Raw genomic sequence first — 18,768 nt, forward strand, 5'->3', positions numbered from 1 at the left:
GATTTTAATGGTCGCCCGTTAATCAACAAAGGGATAAATCCCGGCTGATTTGAAGTTAACGCCACTAAATTATCCAGCCCCAAATCAATACTAGCTACAGAGTTGGCATTGCCAAGGGTGGACTCCGGTTCATCATAAATTACCTCAATTACATAGGAATCACATTTCGGAACCAGTCTAACTTGACAAATCTGGTCGGGATTGAGTTGGGTTTTAATTGAAAGTTCAGTGCCGGAAAGCTTGATAATTCCTTTCTTCAACTGTTTGCGGCTAATCGCTTGAATGGTGTAAACGAGCAGGTTTCGCCCTTTAACTTTATCTTTGTACTTCGGCAATTTTGGACGACCCGTGAACTTGGAAGAATCAGCTTTGTAAGCATTGAATGCCTCAAAAAACGATTTCCAATTCTTGTCTAGTACCATCAATATTTGCTGACTGACTTTAGCAGGTAAAGCTTTATACGCTTCATGAGACTTCATCAAGCGGTTCATTTCGTTGTAGTTGACATAACCCCATCCATAAATAAAGCTCTGACGAATAACGTAATTGGCGGCATTGTAGAGGTTTTTGGATTTGAAGGCTAGTTCGTCAATCTGGGCGAAACGGTGTTCCGTCGATTTAATGATGTGTCTCTCTGTTAGTTGCATTCAGAGCCTCCATCTCTCGGATGTGGTAGTTTATTTGCCTTCCACCACCGCCACGCAGTTGTGTAACTTATGCCTATTGCTTTAGCGTAGTCAGGTAGTTTCATTGTTAACCTCCTGACTACATATTATCATTCTTGCTTACTACTGCTTATAAACTTAATGAAGTTTTATAATACTGTCGATCGACTGACCGCTGAGTAAGTATTATTACTTAGGCAATGGCAACAGTTCTACCTTCTTGCTGCTTGCCGCTTCTTTTTCCTGAAAATATCCGGATGGCTTGTGGAGTCTCATGAATGATTAACCTATGCTCGAATACCTCTGGCTAGTGGGAACATTACCCAAGCATTCGGCTGTGGACTGACAAACTCTTATGAGAAATGGGCTCAAACCTGAGTCATTTCGTAAGATTATGAGGCCATTAGGGTAGCAATTAAATCTGACAAAAAAAATATTGCTCAACTCTCAAGTTAAAAAATGCTAAAAATGACACCATTAGCTAACATTTTCAATGCCATGAAAGAGCCAGCAAAAAACCATCACAACTCGAAGTGGGGAGCCTTCTTGCTGATCCTAGCAGTAGGCTTTGGCGGCTGGAAAATTGGGCGGCCGGAACTGGCATCTTTTTTTAATAATATGGCATTTGAAAACTACAAAGCCAATAGATTGGCGGATACTCAAAAAGCATATGAGTTAGCGCTCGCTGTAGATCCAAAAAGCCGAACAGCTCTTTACAATTTAGGATGGCTTTGCGAAGAGGTGCAAGATTTACAATGCGCCCGAGGAAAATATCTGCAAGCTGCAAAACTCGGTCTGCCTGCTGCTTACAGCAATCTGGCTCGATTATATATAGTCGATCAAAAAAACTATCCGGCTGCGGTTCACTTCCTGTGGCAAGGTTTGAAATTAGCGGAGGACGATCGAGTAAAATATTCTTTACTCAAAAACTTGGGATGGGCTCGCCTAGAACAGGGTCGATATTCCGAGGCATTGCAGCATCTGGATGAAGCCATTAAACTTGATAGTGAAGGGCCAGCAACTTACTGCTTAAAAGCGCAAGTCCTAGAAAAAATGAAAAATACTAAGGCAGCGCTACCGCAGTGGAAAATTTGTCTAAAGTATGCGGATTCTCAAGAATTCGATGAGGATATATGGATAGGGATGGCACGTCAACGATTAAACGAGGAAAAAACAAATAAATGAAACGCACAGTTTTGTTTTCATCAACCATACTGGCAATTATAACGGTACTGGAGCTAAGTCAAGCCTCAACAGCACTCCCAACTCCTTCGACTGTTAACCCTGCCGTTAATGAATCAGTCGAAACGCCGTTCGACTTCAATCAATCGACCTGGCGGCGGTGCAGAGATAGAGATGGTGGAAAATATCCGTGTCCCAGATTCATCATGCCTTCGGAGAGCGAAAAATAAGAGTTATTTTCAATAAATTTTGTAGAGTGTACCATCACCACTTTACAGCAACAGGTATGTAGTATGTAGTAGTAAGTATGCAGGGTGTGCCGTCCGCACCTTATAGCATTTGAGATTTGAGATTAAGAATTGAAGAATTGGAAATAACTTATGGCGATAATGGTTTGCAGCTTGCATAAAGCTGCATTCTTTTTTTTGCACTGATATAACTCTTAATCATTGCTGTATCGGCTATTGCTGGAATCCACACCGGGCGCAGGGCTGTTTCATTCGACCTAGGGACAAACCCTCGTGAAGATGCCCGATATTTGAAACATCGATTTCATCATCCGTGGAGGGGGTAGGCATTCTTGGCACTACCCCTACAAAACGATGATTTCCCTGAGAATGAAACCGCCCTGCCACCGGGCGGGGAGAAAATCCCCGCCAGCAATTCTATCTACTCTCCCTCCGTCAAAGCTGAATCTTGCTGTTGGTGCGAGTTGCTGTAAAAACTAGCAATAATCGCCACCATCAACCACCAAAGCATATTAACTTCGGGCCTGTACCAAACTGTATCGACAAAACCGTGGGCCATCATGCCGGCTAAAGTTGCGATCGCCCCAATCAACCAAAACCCCTGATTCGTCGATTTTAGATTTTGGATTTTAGATTTTGGATTTCGGGATTCTTCGTCTAAATTAGAGATGTTAAATTGTGCATCCCGCAGATTTTTTATCTGCAACAAACCTTGATTGACGGTGACAGTCATCAGCCAAAGGAAACACATTAAACCGATAAAACCGGTTTCCACCGCAATTTCCAGCAGCACGGAATAAGCGCTTAAAGCAGTGAATCTCGGCTTCATATAAAGTGGATAAACTTTATTAAAAGCAGTGTTTCCCGGCCCAATTCCGAGAATTGGTCGATCGCGAATCATGTCAATCACCGCCGTCCAAACATTAATCCGAAAATTGTTACTGCTGTCACCTCGGCCGATAAACATACTCGAAACTCGATCGCGCAGAGGTTCCACTAAAGCCACTCCCAAAATTAAGGCCCCAGCCAAACCTCCTAACCCTAACGGCAGGGCCCAAGTCCGCCAGAACCGAGGCATCAAAGGGCTGTACCAGTACCACAGCAGCACTAAAAATACCACCAGTAGAGCCACAAAACCGATCCAAGCACCCCGGCTGTCCGTGTAGCGCAAACACGCGCAATTCACCACCAGCATCGTCAGCGCTAAAACTTTTGTTCCCCATCCTTTCCACACAAAAAGTGCGGCGGCGCTTAATGCAATGGCCGGCAGTAAATAGGAACCAAGCAAGTTAGGATTTCCCAGAAAGCTGTAAACTCGCGTGACATTGGCTTGAGTAGAAGTCGGATCGTTCCAAGTAGCTAATGGCGGCACTTTGTCAATCCACTGCCGCACGCCGTAGAAACTGACAATTAAAGAGACGTTCAAAAATACGGCAATTAACCACGATCGCCAACGGGGCGATCGTAATATCCGAGCCATCAGCGCAAAAAACAGCAAATACAGCGTTAGCTTGCTCCAACCAGTAGCAGCGGCGACTTTCACCGGCGACATCGCCGTTGCGACGGTGGCTATGCCCCAGTACAGCAGTACCAGCAAGTGAATCGGCGTGAAGGGGATCTCGCGATCGTCCGAAACAGTCAGCAGCACCCAAAATGCAGCGCTAGCCGCCATCAACACCCCCACCAAGGCATTGTTTACAAACGGTGCCAAACCGAAAGTCAAGGCCAGCAAAACAAAACCCAAGGGTTCGGCCCACTGCATCAGCCAGCTACTCTGCCGCCAACTGCGTAAAGAGCCGATCGCCAAATTGAATAAATAACTTCTACTTTGCCACTGAGAGAGCGGCAAATTTGCCAGAGTTAACTGTTGCCAAACTGAATTCATTGCTATTTTAGATTTGTACTTAGTAATCGGGCATTGGGCATCGGGCATTGGGCATTGGGCATTGGCCAAACAGGGCATTGGGCATCGGCCAAACAGGGCATTGGGAAAAAGGTAATTGTTATTTCTAACAACTGCCAACTGCCAACTGCCAACTGCCAACTGCCAACTGCCAACTGTCAACTGCCAACTGCCAACTGTCAACAGTCAACTAACTTCATCCTTCCAACAATTCCGTAGCATTTGTGCAGGGCAGCCAGAGCACGTAGCGATATCCAGATTCCGGGGTTCCTTGAATTGAGAGTTGACCGCCTTGAATTTCCACCAATTGGCAGCAAAGCAGCAGCCCCAAGCGTTCCCTGGCCCCGTAACCAGCTAACACCGGTGCGCTATCCTCGGCATTCTGGGCCACCAAAGCCGCCAACTCAGAAAACGCCAGCGTTAATCGCTGCACACCCTGTGTCGGGAGTTGCGGTTCGAGTCCGGGGGAGTCGGTTTCGGAGTTCGATGGCGAACCGCTACCCGATCCGACCTTCAACAAGTAGTCGGTGTAGAGTTGAGCATGGGGTAAACTTTCCCCTAACCAAGGATGAAAAACCCAAACTCCGATGTTGATACCGTCTTCTTTCCGAGAAAGGTGGACTCGAATCACGCTGCCTGCCCCAGCAGATTGAATAATGCTAAAAATTAAGTGGTGCAGCATTTGCTGAACCTTATCTTTATCTACCAACCAGATGCGCGCTCCGGGCCCCACCGACAAATTAATTTCTTGCTCTCGTCTACTTGCCGCCGAGGAGAGGGTGGTCACAACCTGCTGGCACAAAGTTTCTATATCGACTGCGGTTCGCTTCAAGGTGAAAGCGGAATCATCTAGTTCTGCCAGTTCCAAAATTTCTTCAACTAGCGATCGCAAAGAGCGGCTGCTGTCTTGGATCACGTCAATATATTCTTTTTGCTTGCTCGTTAATGGGCCATAAATTTCTTGTTTCAACACGCTTGCCATGCCAAGGACAGAAGTGAGCGGTGTGAGCAATTCCTGCGCTAAATTATTTAGCAGTTTTACCTTAATTGAGTTAGTAGACAAATCGATAGGTTTGTTAGTCATCGCTAATTTTTATTGGTTCATTGTCGATCGAGCGTTTGCGGTTCATTAGACCTATTCCCAAAGTCTATAACAATCTGTTTATAATTCACGACAAAAAAAGTAGTGAAGAAAAATATATATTCCTTCTTCCCTAGAAGCTCTTGTTTATCTGAGTAATTAACTACCAGCCGGGAAGTCCCTCGGTATATTTAAAGGGGATTAATCTGAGCGCTGCGCGAAGTACCCCGTTGGAAATTACTCCTTGGGATGAAAGGCTCGTCGGGTGTAGGTACCCAAAGCGACAATTATTTCTGTATATCCCTTGATAATCTGGAAATACTCTGATAATATATTAGCAAGTGGGGGTGGAACTACCTCACTATAAAAAGCATGAGAAAAAAAAGGAAAAAGAAGCCTGCGGTCTAACTGTACTCAGTTGACAGTCAGGTTTGTTCACGATTTAATCATTGCTTCTAAAGCTGATTGCAAGTCTTGAGTGAGTTCGGCAACTGCTAACCTGCGGCTGGTTTGATATCGATCCCAACGATCGCTCACTGATATGGGTTCGCCCACGGTCATTTGTACCTGCTGTTTGCCCAACTTGGGGCGGCCGAAAGGATTTCCCCCTTTGATGCGAGCGAGTACGTCCCACAGCAGTAAAGTTGTTTCTGCCAAACGTTCGGCTGTCAGTTGTTCTGCGACATATCTGCCCGTGACGGAAACGAAACTTTCTACAAGTCTCATGTGCCACATCCGAAGACTTGCTTCTTCAGCGAGGCGATCGGCTAATCCTCTTTCTAAGGGAGAAAGTGCTGCAATATCCTTGATATCTTCTCGATAAATATAGTCCCAGCCTGCTTGTTCCAGACGGCGGCAGCGGTCTATTAAACTGCCTTTGGGCTTTAAGTTAAAATATTCTTCTGCTACCTGCAAACCCACGTCTAACAGTGCTTTCAGTCGAGCTATCATTACTTCATTGTCAAAATCAGTGGTCGTTTTTTCGGAAATTGATGATTGTAAAATAGCGATTTTTTGGGGTAAGTTTTTATGATAAAAACGGCTGTAAAACTCTTCCATCACTGCTAGCAAATGACCGCCAAGTCGGATCAGGCGCAGATATTGGAATTGGTGATTTTGGTTTTCTGAATCGGGATTGGCAGTCTCTAAATTAGCGCTCTCCGTGCGTTCTAATGGTGGCAGTCCGCAATCAATTTCTAATTGAGTTAAAAGTTTTTCTAGGGGTTGCCAAGGTGGATTGACATAGCGGTATTGAATGCCGATCGGCACAATTAAAACTTTTTCAGTGCGTCCGGCTTTTAGCAAATCTTCAACGCACCAGAAACCCATTTGAGCAATTCCCGGTTCGAGGGGGCTAACTATTTCATTGTGACCGTTCGTAGCGCCTTCTGGAGCGGCGGCGATCGGGAATTGGCTGTTGGCAAATAAATTGCGGGCCGATCGCAATCCGGCGCGATCGATTTTACCGCGAACAATGGGAGTGCCACCGAGTTGGGAATACAACCAGCCGACTCCCGCACCGGCCCACAGGGGAATGCCGCGATCGTAGATAAAGTGGGAATGTACCGGGAATTGCAGGGGAATACCTTTGGCGCGGGCCGCCTGGGGAACGAGTTTCCAAATTAGTTGTCCCAAACAGTAGGGATCGTCTGAGTTGGGGTGGCGGAAGGCTAGCAAGAAGCGAACTTTCTGATTTTGAAATTGGTGGAATAGTTCGGCGAGGGTTTCGACGTTTTCGGCTTGAACGTGGCTGATACTCGTCCGAAATCGCAGCCACCAGGGGAGTATTTGCTTACAACCTTGCATCACTAGCGGGTTGTAGTCTGGGGGTATGAATTCCAGCGGCGGCTGAACTTGGCTAATTGAATTGGGCATTTTGCTATTTTAAATTTTAGATTTTAGATTTTAGATTACTAGGCTGCGGTAAAATTTTCCAATTTTTATGATGCTGAAGTTTTTTTATTAACCGCAGAGGACGCAGAGGACACGGAGGAAGAGAGGAGATAGCAAAGCGTGTCGTGTCAATTTAACGTCAAAAGTATTACCTGTCTGGGATCGGATATCATGTCGAGTCGATCGACCACAATATTTTAATCGGGGCGAGTTTACGGGATTTCTGGCTTATATTACAACTTGGGGGTAAACCCGCCCACACAAGAATTACGATTATTTTACAGGACTAGATATGAACCCATCATCTTTTTTACCCCCCTGCCCTTGACAAAGGGGATGCGAGGAGATGGGAAACTCGACTAAAAACGAGATTTATCCTCAGTTTTAGTCTTCAACACAGATTTTTGCAATCCAAAATCTAAAATCTAAAATCTAAAATCCTATTGGGCGGCTTCAAAAATCATTTCTTGGAAGTTAATGACATCCGATCGCGGATCGCAGTGGGTGACTTTGACTTCTAGCCGATCGCCGATTGCCACCGATCGACCAAATCGCATTGCCAATTCTAAACCCAAATCTTCCAATAAAATCAATCCCAAATTGCTGTCTTCCCTCAGCCAGCGAAGCATTAAGGCTTCCCAAACTTCATCGGGGTTGCGCCGCAAATATTCCAATCCCCAATAGCGGTTGGTTTGGCGTTCGACAGTGGATGCTTCTTTAACTGCGGTGCCGAGACACATCACAATGTCCTGTATTTCTTGGGCCGTAAAAGGTAGGGCTTCGTCCCGCAGGTGGGCTTTGATTTGGAAGTGAGCCAGCAAGTCGGTATAGCGGCGGATCGGGGAAGTAACTTGAGTGTATAATTCCAAACCCAAGCCGGCGTGGCGTCCGGGGGTGAGGCCCATTTCGCTGCGGGGCATACACCGACGCACGGCGCAAGCGCGGGCGGGGCCTGCAGGTACGGCCAGCAGTTCTTCATCGGGAGGGAGTTCGGGCTGTGGCTGATAGCGGTAGGGTATGGGCAGGCTGTGAGTTTGACCGTAGCGGGCTGCTAGTTCGCCGGCTAAAATCATCATTTCGGCTACTAGCATCCGGGCGGTGGAGTCGTCGATGACGTGGATTTTGATGTCGTCGCCGTTGACTTTGATGACGGATTCGGGCATGAATATGCTGATTGCGCCTTGGGCTTCCCGCCATTTTTGACGCAGTTTTGCTGCAGAGGCGATCGCTGCTATTTCTGGTTCTGCTTCGATTCCCAACTCCAGCATTTCGTCTACGTCATCGTATGTCAAGCGGTAGGTGGGTTTTATGGTGCTGATGTGGATGCTGTAATCTTGAGCCGCGCCGATTTCGTCTAAGGTGACGCTGAAGCTGAGGGCGCTGCACTCTTTGCCTTGAATTAAACTCATCGGCCCGGTTGCCAAAGCTGAGGGAAACATGGGAATCATTCCCGTGGGCAAGTAAACCGTAGTGGTGCGCTTTCTGGCTTCGAGGTCGAGTTCGTCTCCGGGGGAAAGCAAGCGGGTGGGATCGGCGATGTGTATCCAGATCCGCTGCTGGCCGTTTTCGAGGAATTCTAAGCTGAGGCCGTCGTCGATTTCGGTGGTGCTTTCGTCGTCGATCGTGTAAACCTTGAGGTGAGTTAAATCGAGACGATTTGTGTCCGAGTCGGTTGGGGGATTTTCTAGGCAGCGTTGGGCCACTTCTAATACCTTTGCGGAGAATTGTAGGGGAATTTGGCTGCGCCGCAAAAACAGGTTTTCGTGGGTACTCCAGAGGCCGAGATCGACTAGGAGGCCAAAGGCTGCTTCGGGGTTTTCGGATCGTTGTAAGCTGGCTAAAGTTTCTAAGGCTGGGGTGCGGTGCGTTGCTTCTTCTCCGAGGAGGGCAAAGCGTTCTAGGGCGTCGAGGCGAGTTCGATCGCTATTTTCCCAATCTACATTTTCCCCTGCCAGCCGCTGTTTGACTCGATCCCAAAATCCTTGGGATTCTTGGTGTCGCTGCTGTTCTACTTCTTGCTGGTGTTTGATTTCGGCTACTTGGGCTGCCGATCGCGGTTCGTAGCGATCGCCCTTTTGTTTGAAATACAGTTTGTCTGTTGATAACAAACAGTAAGCCGCGTAACACTGGGCCGCACTACTCTCAGAAAATAACAGCTTTGCCAGGGATTCGGGATCTGCTGTTTCTCCGTCACCGACTAAAAGTTCCCAAGCGACTTCCAAACTCGACGGATCTGAGTATGCTTCTACTTCTTTGAGAAATTTGGGAATATCGGAGGGTTTGTAAGTTTCTCCGACTACTTCGTAGCTGATTTGTTTGGGCGGTATGCTGTGCGGTTGACCGTTTTCGTCTACCACCACCCAGTTTTTCTTGCCGTCGGGGCGATCGGCAACTGCCAGACGGCGGTCGCCGTGCACTCTAAATTCTACTAACGTTCCCTTCTCCACTTGCCAGCTTTATATTTGAGATTTTGGATTTTTACAGTAGCCACTTATCGAGTTTCGAGCTTGCGATTTTAGATTTTGGATATTGGCAATTTTTCTGGTCAATTGTGAAAGTTAAAATCTAAAAAGTTGTTCTTTCTTCTTGCTTTTTTTTTAACTTTTGACTTGTGATTAAGACTTGCGCTGCGGCGACTCTTAACCCTATTTCGCGATTATTTCGCTGCATTCTTGCTGCACTCTTAATGACAGAAAGACGTTGTTTTCGCGCAAGCCTTATTCCCAGTCCAAAATCTAAAACCCAAAATCCCAAATCCTGTTAACCTTCTTGGTTTACGAAGGGCATCAAAGCTACAATTCTTGCTCTTTTGATGCTTCTGGTCAGGTCTCGCTGCTGTTTTGCCGTCAAACCGGTAATCCGGCGGGGCAAAATTTTACCGCGTTCTGTGACGTATTTTTTGAGCAAATCTACATCTTTGTAGTCGATCGGGTCTCCTGGTTTGATGGGCGAAACGCGCCGGCGAAAGTAAGTCATGGTTTGTTTTTTGTTGACTGTTGACTGTTGACTGTTGACTGTTGACTGTTGACTGTTGTCTGTTGACCAATAACAACTGACAACTGACAACTGACAACTGACAAATGATCTACTTGATCTCTTTGTGGGCAGTGTGGCTGTTGCAATGGGGGCAGAACTTTTTGAGTTCCAGCCGCGCCGTCGTGTTGCGACGGTTCTTGGTGGTGGTGTACCGAGACACGCCTTTTGAGCGTTTGCTTACGTTAGTACGGCACTCAGTACACTCTAGAGTAATTATGATGCGGACGCCTTTAGCCATAATTCTAAATAAATTTCGACTAATTTAAACACAATTTATTATCTTCTCACATTGCTCTGCACTTGGTCAAGCAATCTTCTAACTTTGATGTCGAGGGAGTAGCCGCGGCGGGTTCCGACGACCATCGTCCCCCCGATGCGATCGTGGAAAGCTTGGGGAAACCTTTCGCCGGAGTTGAGGGCAACGCTACAGTCGATCGCCAGGGGCAGCATCAGCAGCAAGACGGCGGCGTTGGTAGAGGTGAGCCCAGCTATACCTGCGAAGGCTAAGGCGGCGCAAAAGCCCAGCAATGCTTCGCGCTTGCACAGTTCTTGCACTCCGGGAGTCCGTAGGAATCTGGTATCGGCAACTTTCATGTCCAAAGCCCAGCGCCCAATACTTTGACCTTGGTTTTTCCTGACGATGGCTACGCGCAGGATCAGCCACAGCAAAACAAAAAATATGGTTTGGGCGATCGCATTATTGCCCAGAAGCAAACTGGGCAGCCAAACTGCGATTCCGTCGATGCAGAAGGCTGCTGCGCGGCGGCCGACGGATACTTTGGGAAGGAGGGGTACTAAATCGGAACTCATAGGCAAAAAGGTCGATCGCTACTAGCTACTTTTTCATATTAAGCTCTCGATTAATCGATCGGCATCAATGGCGCGTAACTCAAGTTCCAAGCCCACCGCTAATTATTCAAGCGGAAAATGGATTTTCGCCGATTCCCAACTGCTTTTTCGAGTTTTCCACCTCTTCCCAGAGTGCTTGTATCTGAGTAAATGCCTGTTCTACAGAGATTTTACCGTTAGATGTCAAGGAACTGATGTAACCCACTCGCTGAGAAAACTCTTGTAAATTCGCATTAAATACTAAATTCTCTGGCTTTACTTCACCGTAATAGCGAGTTTGAGGATATAAAAAATTTGAATTGGCTACCATTGCTTTAACCTCGCATGAAAACTTGTTTCCTGAACTAATCAATATTATTATAAACTGGGATTACCTTCTAAAGTTGTGCTGTAACTAGCAGAAATCCTGTGACATTTGGCGATTTTTTTTGTGATGGCAATTACACCGACAGATGAGGGTGACAAAAACCTCAGTAATTTCACATATACAAATTACGCAGGCGCGGTCAACAACCAGGTTTCTGCCTTAAGGCTTATAACTTCGGATTGGGTGTCCAAACCAGGTTTTTGTTAGTCCAGGACTGAGTTATTGAAATAAGTGACAAAAACCCCTGAAATGGATAATATTATTGCAGACATAAATAGTTAGAGTTTTAGTAGGAATCTGCGTAATGTCTCCCAATGCGCGTGAAGCGAAGCTATCCCGAAGGGAATCGCCCCGTCCCAAACCCCGGCTGAGGCAAGTTTTAATTAGACTTGCCATCACAGTAATTACTGCTATTATCGCCTTCAACATCCCTCACTCCTTAATCCCCATGTTTAAAGAACCCGTATCCCAAGCAACGCCCCCACCAGAAATCCAGAACGTGCTCGCCGGCAAGCGCAAAATTGTGACAGTGGGCGACAGCATCACCGAGGCAGGGAAATACCCCGGAGGTTACGTTTGGCTGCTGGAACGCTATCTGAGTGCTCTTTATCCCGATCGCCAAATCGAAATCGTCAACGCCGGAATCTCCGGTAACAAGGCGACTGATATGCAAGCGCGCTTCCAGAAAGATGCGATCGACCAAAAACCAGATTTAGTAATGATTAATGTCGGAGTCAACGACGTTTGGCACGCTTTCTTTGACTTCCAAAACCGTCAGTTTTATCCGCAAGGCAAGTTGCCCACGGGAGTGCCACTGGCAGAATATCGGGAGAAAATAACTCAAATGGTGCTGGCGGCAAAAGCCGCAGGAATTCGAGTTATACTGCTTTCTCCTACTCCGATAGGGGAAAATCTCGACGGCCCAGAAAATCGCAGGTTGCAAGAGTATATTGCCGCGATGCGAGAAATTGCCTTGCAGAATCAGTGCTTGTTTATCGATTTGAATGGGCCTTGTCGGGAAGTTATCGGCACGTATCAAAAGCACGCGGGCAAAACTCTGAATTTGTTAGCTGCCGATGGAGTTCACCCCAATCCATCGGGATATCGAATTATTGCTTTTACTATCTTGCGCGGTTTGGGCGTACCCGCAAAGGATATTGAGAATTTGGAAGTCACAAATTGAATCTTTGAATTTAGTTACGTGTTGACTGTTGGCTGTTACTTGAAAGTATCCCAGCTACCAGCCCCCTGATTAGTCTAGGGGGTAAATTCTTCAAATATAAAATCATTCAATCGGCGGATGATACCGCTTCAACCAACAGCTACCAATAATCACCAACGCCACCACAACTATAATTTCCGTCCAAAAAAACGAAAGGAAATCGCTGGCAGTTCCCACTGGTGGCACCCCAGGTTGAGCGTTGCGAATAGCGGGAAAAGCAAACAGCATCACAGCAGTCCAACTCAGCATTCCCACTTCCGGCAACTTGCCAGATTTCATAACTTTTAATGCTAGCAAAAGCGCCATAATTGACAGCACCCACATGATGACAATAATCACTAACGCAAAGAATTTCACCGGCAGCGATCGAGTTGCAGAAACATCGATATAAATAAAGATAGATGAATTCTCTTCCATCGGCTTATAACTGATGTCGAAACCGGGAACGTCGGCATGAAAATTAAATTGCAGCGGCACGGGATTCAGTTCAAAGGGAGCAAACTTTTTCCCAATCGAAGGCAACGGGTCAATCGAAATAGCTACTTTAGCAATGTGCTTGTCAAACGGATAATTATTAATTTTTCCTTTGACTAAGTTAAACTTCAATGCAGGGACAATCATCGGTTTGCCTTCTTTAAAGGTAATTTCCGAATCCGGTACATTGGCGCCGTTAACTGTCATTAACAAGTCTTGAGCCGGGTAAGTTGGCCCTTTTTTATAAATACCTTTGAGTTCAAACTGCAAGCGGGCTTCTAATTCGTTTTTAATGGGATCAACGGCAATTAATGTCATTTTAACCTCAACCAAGCCTTTGGACGCTACAGCGCTTTCGGGAGATAAATTATAAGGCTCTTGGGCGTTAGCATTGTGAGAGTAAATAGATAAGATAATTGCCAAGATTACGACGATACTGCAAATTAAAATAAGTAGTTTTTGGATAGGAAATTTGTTGACAGTTTGCATTTACTAGGTATTTTTATGTGTTAAATTGTTGTTAGTATTTCTCGCAGTCTCCGCAGTCCGCCAGGGGTTTAAACCCCTGGCTCATAGAAGACAGTCGGTTAAAACCGACTGAAGAAACCCGATCGATAATAAATGTTGGTTTTAGTCCTCTTTGAGAGGACTTTCGCTGTGAGCCGGGGGTTTTCAACCCCCGGCGGGCTGTGGCGAGCGGCGCAAGAACCAGGCGAATCAACGCGCAACTACGAACCGATAGGAAGCAGTACATTTGGTGTAAAACTGCCGTGCAAACCGTAGGGAATGTGCTGTTTTAAATGCAAGCGCGCTACAGGGCCTTTGGTGATGTCGCGAGCATCTAAAATCACTAAGGTCGATCGATGATTAGCTGCATCATACATTAAAAGCAGCAGCCAGCCGTCATCCTCAGCCGTTGCACCTTCAGGCGAGACGCCTGAACCACGGGGAACAAACACCGGTTCCCCCGCAAAACCGCGCGGCGCCGCACTCCAAATTTGCCTTTCACCAGTCACGAAATCCATTTTGAGGATAGCTTGCAAAGGAGCATTTCCAGTGGGAGCATCAGCAGCACCGATATACAGATATCGGTAAGGTTGTCCGACATTATTGGGATGCAAAGTGGGAAACTCGCAGCACCGAGTTTCAACAACTTGATGCTGTACGGTTTTGTCTTGCAAATTCAACTTAAACCGCCACAATTCGCCCGCTGGAACGCTGTCAAAATCAATCTCCCGAAAATCGCCGTCTGCTTCTACAGTGGGAAATGATTCGTAACAAACTGAATCTACAAAAACTTCGTCTCCTTCTTCCCATGCGTTGCAGTGGTGGAAGACAAAACAAGGTTCGGTTTCTAATATCTTCACCTCGTCAGTGCCGTTGCGGGGAATTAAAATTGCTTGCGTTGGCTTGTTTGGCGAAAATTTAATGCACTGGGATGCACTCCGAAATCCTAACACGAATGGTAGAGGATTAAATGAGACGGGATTTTGGAAGAATATGCAGTAATTCGGGGTAATTACCATGTCGTGCAGGAAGGCAAAACCCGGTATTGCATGGGCGTGACGCTGCAAAAGTTTGCCGCTTTCGTCGAATTCGTAAATAGTGATGGTACTCGACAAACCGGGCTTGACAGAAAAGTTTACTAATCTGTCTCCTTTGCCATTTTTCCCTTTTTCAATTCTGGGGTGGGCGGCGAAGGCTTCACCGGGTTGTAAAACGCCGTCTAGGGTATCTAAGCCGAGTGTTTCTAGGGTGCGTGGGTCGAGTCTGTATGGTTCTGCTGCTTCCCAAAGTGCTAGCAGTTTGTCGCCCCAATAAATGATGTTGGTGTTGGCAATGTTTTTGATTTTGACATCAAAGATGTTGGCAAGCGGGCCCCCCGGTTTCTGTGTGCCGAAAACGCCTCGGTGGAGGATTTTTCCGGCTTTTTGTTCGGCGATATAGCCTTCTGTGCGGACGAATCGGTTGCGGAAATGGGCGCGGCCTTCGGATATTGCGATCGCACAAATCATGCCGTCGCCGTCAAAGGGGTGGTGGATGCGCTGGCCGTTGACTTCCAATAATCCGGGCCCGTTGCGAAAGAATGTGCCTTGCAAGCCGGCGGGAATTTCGCCTTCTATGTTGTCAATCCAGTAATCGGATTCGTTGGGTTGGGATTCGTAGCCGCGCTGCCAGTCTGTGCGATCGTATGATACGTTTTGGGCGGCTGTTTGAGGTGCGGAAATTTGTAAGTTTTGCATTGGTGTTACGGGAGCGAATTTTTTAACCGCAGAGAACACAGAGGGCGCAGAGAGAAGGAAATTAGGAGAATTGGGAAACACAGTTAAATTCATCCGTGTATCCGTGTCAAAATCCGTGTGTGCCTTCCTTTATTTGCTATCTGCTGTGCGCCTTTGTGACCTTACTGTGGGTACTAAGTCGGGAAAGTATTCGGGCATGAAATGTTGTCCGCCTGGTTTGGAACTGCCCGGTTCTGGTTCTAATACGGGAAGAGACTTTTGAGAGTTTGGATCGCCGCTTTCTGTGCTTTCGGCGGGCAGCCAATTTAAGAACGGTAGGGGCAGAAGTGTGGACAGGTTTGTGATGATGACTAGCAGCCAGAGGTTATCAAAATTGCGATCGGTAATTCCTAGCAAGTGGGTCAAAAGTGCACCGCCTTCGTGGGACAAAAGTCCTGCTAAATTTGTGATTGACATCAGCAGCGCAAATAAAGTTGCTTCGACGCCGGGGGGACACAATCGCGCGGAAAGTACCAGCACCGGCATATAAGCAATTTGTCCGATTACTGTCAGGATCAGGCTGTCTCCGATGCTGAACCATTGATCGTCAATTCCTAAAGCTCGGTTGGCATGAGTTACTAATAATAAAGTAGTCATGCCCAAAGCAGTCGCAATGACGGTTGACCAGCCAAAAATTACTCGAAATGGAACTGTTTTGAGGAACCGCTGAAACAGCCAGACGCCGGCGAGGGCGGCAATGCTGGTAACGAGGCGCACTCGGCCGAGAAATTCTGGTTGAAAGCCTAATTCGTTGGTGGTGAAAAAGAAGAAGGCGGAGTCTGAGCTTGGGGTGGCTTGCCAGAGGAAGAGAAAGGCGGTGGGCAGCCAAATTGTTTTTTGGGTAACAGCTTGCCGCAGTTGTTTTAATTGGTCTTTGACTGTTTCAAAGTCGGTTCTTTTGTTGGTTTTTTCTTCGGCAATTAACCAAGCTGTTGCTGATACAATTAGCGGGAAAGATGCGGTGATTAAAAAGATAGTATGAGTGCTGAAGTGTTGCAGCAGGGAACCGCTGAGGTAGGCCGTAATTAGTCCGCCGAGGGCTGCAGCGCCCCAAGACAAGGATTGCAGGGAACCTGCGTCGGTAACGGATTCTTTTCTGGCCCTTTCGACTACCAGGGAGTCGGCGATTACGTCGCTGACGGCGAGGGAGAGGGAACTCAGGGCGATCGCCCCTGTAGTGGCAAGCGGTGTGTGTACAATTGTTGCGAGGCTCACCCATGCTGCAGTTCCCAGCAGCCCGGAGAGGACGATGTAAGGGCGTCTGCGGTAGCCGAATATTGGCAAACCGTCCGACATGAAGCCGAACACGGGTTTGATAATCCAAGGCAGGGCGACGACGCCCAGCATTGCCGAGACTTCTGCCGGACTCATGCCGAGTTCGTCTTTGAGAAAGAAGCTGACGGCTAAGCGGGCTAGTCCGAGAATGCCTTGGACGAAGTAAATCAGTAAGATGGCTATGAGTTCGGGGGTTGGCTCATTCCCAAAGAATACTTTTTCTTTTAAAGATTCTTTGAGTTTGCTGACGCCGGAGGGGGAAACGAGCATTTGAGCAATATTTCTTAATGAATCTCAATATTTATAACACATTCTTAATGGTTTGCGGGAACTGCCGGAGGTGGGATGCGAAAGTGAAGGGGAGGTGGCAGCTACTATAAAATTATGATGAGCTCGAATTAAAGGATTTTGGGTAGCAATGAAAGCAGAAATTAGAATTGTCTTTCTCGCAGTTGCTGGGATGTTAGGAATGGGGGCTAATTTAGCCTCAGCAATACCTGTTGCTAACAGGCAAGGTGATTATCCGGTGCCGCCTGCGAGACAGCGGGGCAACAGGCAGGTAAATTGGTTGGTTGTTGACTCTGATTCTAAAGGGTTGAATTGCCGGATGGCTCAGAGATTTCGCTCAATTTCTGTAGACGGTTTGGATGCGCCTGCTGAGTTGTTTGAAAGAAATAAACACAATGTTTCGCAGTGGCCTGTGGTGACTGTTTTTCGGCGGGGACAGCGCTTGGAAGCGGTGACGGGAAATAATGCAAATCAAATTATGATTGCTGACTCTCAGGGCAAACCTTGGCTGCCGATTTCCACGGATAAGGGTAATTGTTTTGTGCGGGCGAACAGCCGTTTTATTAAACCGACTCGGGAAAATCCTACTACTTTGAAACCTTTAGAATAAGGGACAATGGAAACAGGAAAAAAATCGTTAGGTCATACAATCTCCATGAAAACCGCGAGCAATTCTCAAATCCTGACAATCCAACTGTCTCCTGAAGACAGCGAAAGGCTTTTGGCAGAAGCAAAACGCCGTCGAGTTGATGCGGAAAGCCTAGCCTCTATGCTGCTGCACGATAGCTTAACCGAGCTAAATCCTGTTTCTTTGGCTGATATTAAATCTTTGGAAAAATTGTACAGCTTCCGGGGAGAAACAGAAATATTGCTGTTTCTGGAAAAATATCAATTTTTGATTCCCGTATTGCTGGAAGCAGCAGACAAAATTTGCCATTACTTCCCGGATGCTAAGTTATTTATTGAATGCGTGACTGACCCAGAAGCTGTCGAGGATTCTATGTTAGAATTAGCCATTTGCATGAACGTAACCCCAGAGGAAGCTGTTGACAAACTTAATCAGTTTCAAGATGAGTGGTGGTTAAATTTATCAGATAAAATACGACAGCCACTCTGTCCTATCTTAGAATATCCAGATGACTTTTGAATGGTTAGAATATCTTAATTTAGCTAGAGAACTTGTAGGTAAAGCAACTACCCCCGCAAATGAAGAAGCTAAAGTGCGTGCTGCTATCAGTAGAGCCTACTATGCAGCTTTCATTCAAGCCCGAAACTATTTACGGGATACCGAAGGACTTTCTATTCCAAAGACAGGAGAAGCTCACAGATACGTTCAGGAACAATTCGCTGTCAGTCCCGATCGCACTCGCAAGAAAATAGCAGAAAATTTGAGGTATTTGCGAAGCTATCGCCGAAAAGTAGATTATGATGATGCAGTACCAGGATTATCCGGTATTGCATTAATAGCTATTGGAATCTCCGAGAAAGTAATATCGGATTTGAGTAGTTTGTAAGTATAGAGTCCAGGGTTAAAATATATGATTATCGATCCTAAAAATGTGCCGGAAATAACGGGTTCCAAGTACCCTCAGCAATTTCAATCTGCTGTTTTGGGGAGAGTTAAAAAACGCTTGGGCGATGCTGCCGGATTGCAGAATTTTGGGGTAAATTTGGTGAGGCTGGCACCGGGAAGTTCTTCTGCTCTCAGGCACTGGCATACCCGTCAAGATGAGTTAATCTATGTTCTGGAAGGGGAAGTTACTGTGATTACAAATTCGGGAGAGCAAGTGCTGAAACCGGGTATGGCGGCGGGTTTTCCGGCGGGTGATGCAGACGGACACCATTTAGTCAACCGCACGAATTCAGATGTTGTTTATCTGGAAATTGGCGATCGCACTCCGGGAGATAGTGCCGAATATCCCGATGACGATCTAATTGCCAAAGCTAGCGATAATGGTTGGATTTTTACTCGCAAAAATGGCGAGGTTTATGAGGATTAAAAA

The 18,768-nt window shown here is 46.6% G+C and carries 19 protein-coding genes; 7 read left to right on the top strand and 12 right to left on the bottom strand.

From position 1 onward, the window contains the following. Positions 1-647 (bottom strand): transposase (locus QUB35_RS28160; RefSeq protein WP_333144936.1); only part of this gene is annotated, 647 nt, incomplete at its 3' end. Between the two features lie 516 nt (positions 648-1,163). Here QUB35_RS28160 and QUB35_RS28165 point away from each other — a divergent pair. Together QUB35_RS28165 and QUB35_RS28170 are read left to right on the top strand one after the other, a co-directional pair. After that, entirely contained in the window at positions 1,164-1,850 is a 687-nt protein-coding gene (locus QUB35_RS28165) for a tetratricopeptide repeat protein (RefSeq protein WP_333144937.1), read from the top strand. After that, entirely contained in the window at positions 1,847-2,077 is a 231-nt protein-coding gene (locus tag QUB35_RS28170; RefSeq protein ID WP_333144938.1) for an Osc7112_2153 family protein, read from the top strand. The genes QUB35_RS28165 and QUB35_RS28170 overlap by 4 nt, the downstream gene beginning before the upstream one ends. A 439-nt stretch (positions 2,078-2,516) precedes the next feature. Here the strand turns inward: QUB35_RS28170 and QUB35_RS28175 are convergent, their stop codons facing one another. The 8 genes from QUB35_RS28175 to QUB35_RS28210 form a co-directional block, all read right to left on the bottom strand. Further along, complete coding sequence (locus QUB35_RS28175) at positions 2,517-3,980, bottom strand: IctB family putative bicarbonate transporter (protein WP_333144970.1); 1,464 nt, start codon at positions 3,978-3,980, stop codon at positions 2,517-2,519. A gap of 214 nt (positions 3,981-4,194) precedes the next feature. Next, entirely contained in the window at positions 4,195-5,082 is an 888-nt protein-coding gene (locus tag QUB35_RS28180) for a histidine kinase dimerization/phospho-acceptor domain-containing protein (protein WP_333144939.1), read from the bottom strand. A gap of 432 nt (positions 5,083-5,514) precedes the next feature. After that, complete coding sequence (locus QUB35_RS28185; RefSeq protein WP_333144940.1) at positions 5,515-6,954, bottom strand: 1-acyl-sn-glycerol-3-phosphate acyltransferase; 1,440 nt, start codon at positions 6,952-6,954, stop codon at positions 5,515-5,517. Between the two features lie 458 nt (positions 6,955-7,412). Continuing rightward, positions 7,413-9,419: a ribonuclease R family protein gene (locus QUB35_RS28190; RefSeq protein ID WP_333144941.1), complete on the bottom strand. Its 2,007-nt coding sequence runs from the start codon at positions 9,417-9,419 to the stop codon at positions 7,413-7,415. 313 nt (positions 9,420-9,732) lie between these two features. Then, entirely contained in the window at positions 9,733-9,948 is a 216-nt protein-coding gene (rpsR, locus tag QUB35_RS28195) for a 30S ribosomal protein S18 (protein WP_006631377.1), read from the bottom strand. 109 nt (positions 9,949-10,057) lie between these two features. Continuing rightward, a complete protein-coding gene (rpmG, locus tag QUB35_RS28200; protein WP_006631376.1) occupies positions 10,058-10,246 on the bottom strand; it encodes a 50S ribosomal protein L33 in 189 nt (62 codons plus the stop codon). Between the two features lie 38 nt (positions 10,247-10,284). Continuing rightward, the gene (locus QUB35_RS28205) at positions 10,285-10,818 is read right to left on the bottom strand and encodes an RDD family protein (protein WP_333144942.1); all 534 of its coding nucleotides are present in this window, start codon (positions 10,816-10,818) and stop codon (positions 10,285-10,287) included. A 106-nt stretch (positions 10,819-10,924) separates the two neighbouring features. Next, complete coding sequence (locus tag QUB35_RS28210; protein ID WP_333144943.1) at positions 10,925-11,167, bottom strand: DUF7219 family protein; 243 nt, start codon at positions 11,165-11,167, stop codon at positions 10,925-10,927. A 361-nt stretch (positions 11,168-11,528) separates the two neighbouring features. Between QUB35_RS28210 and QUB35_RS28215 the strand changes: the two genes are divergently transcribed. Then, entirely contained in the window at positions 11,529-12,407 is an 879-nt protein-coding gene (locus QUB35_RS28215; RefSeq protein ID WP_333144944.1) for an SGNH/GDSL hydrolase family protein, read from the top strand. Between the two features lie 102 nt (positions 12,408-12,509). Here QUB35_RS28215 and QUB35_RS28220 read toward each other — a convergent pair whose 3' ends face one another. From QUB35_RS28220 to QUB35_RS28230, 3 genes are all read right to left on the bottom strand, one after another. Then, positions 12,510-13,409 carry a DUF4436 family protein gene (locus tag QUB35_RS28220; protein WP_333144945.1) on the bottom strand — a complete coding sequence of 300 codons (900 nt, stop codon included), beginning with the start codon at positions 13,407-13,409 and terminating at the stop codon, positions 12,510-12,512. 239 nt (positions 13,410-13,648) lie between these two features. Beyond that, on the bottom strand, positions 13,649-15,163 hold the full coding sequence (locus QUB35_RS28225; protein ID WP_333144946.1) for a carotenoid oxygenase family protein: 1,515 nt from the start codon (positions 15,161-15,163) through the stop codon (positions 13,649-13,651). A gap of 129 nt (positions 15,164-15,292) precedes the next feature. Then, positions 15,293-16,747, bottom strand: a complete 1,455-nt coding sequence (locus tag QUB35_RS28230; RefSeq protein ID WP_333144947.1) for a folate/biopterin family MFS transporter — start codon at positions 16,745-16,747, stop codon at positions 15,293-15,295. Positions 16,748-16,895: 148 nt separating this feature from the next. On the opposite strand from QUB35_RS28230, the gene QUB35_RS28235 reads away from it, so the two are divergent. The 4 genes from QUB35_RS28235 to QUB35_RS28250 are packed head-to-tail and all read left to right on the top strand — an operon-like array spanning position 16,896 to position 18,765. Beyond that, positions 16,896-17,375 (top strand): hypothetical protein, encoded by a 480-nt coding sequence (locus QUB35_RS28235; RefSeq protein ID WP_333144949.1) that lies wholly within the window; start codon positions 16,896-16,898, stop codon positions 17,373-17,375. A 6-nt stretch (positions 17,376-17,381) separates the two neighbouring features. Beyond that, complete coding sequence (locus tag QUB35_RS28240) at positions 17,382-17,912, top strand: hypothetical protein (protein WP_333144950.1); 531 nt, start codon at positions 17,382-17,384, stop codon at positions 17,910-17,912. Continuing rightward, positions 17,902-18,279, top strand: coding sequence for a HEPN domain-containing protein (locus QUB35_RS28245; RefSeq protein ID WP_333144951.1), 378 nt, complete (start codon positions 17,902-17,904; stop codon positions 18,277-18,279). The genes QUB35_RS28240 and QUB35_RS28245 overlap by 11 nt, the downstream gene beginning before the upstream one ends. A 24-nt stretch (positions 18,280-18,303) precedes the next feature. Next, positions 18,304-18,765 carry a cupin domain-containing protein gene (locus QUB35_RS28250; RefSeq protein ID WP_333144952.1) on the top strand — a complete coding sequence of 154 codons (462 nt, stop codon included), beginning with the start codon at positions 18,304-18,306 and terminating at the stop codon, positions 18,763-18,765. Positions 18,766-18,768 lie beyond the last annotated feature (3 nt).

It is taken from the genome of Microcoleus sp. B13-B6, from assembly GCF_036705405.1.
In the GTDB taxonomy this organism is placed as follows: domain Bacteria; phylum Cyanobacteriota; class Cyanobacteriia; order Cyanobacteriales; family Microcoleaceae; genus Microcoleus.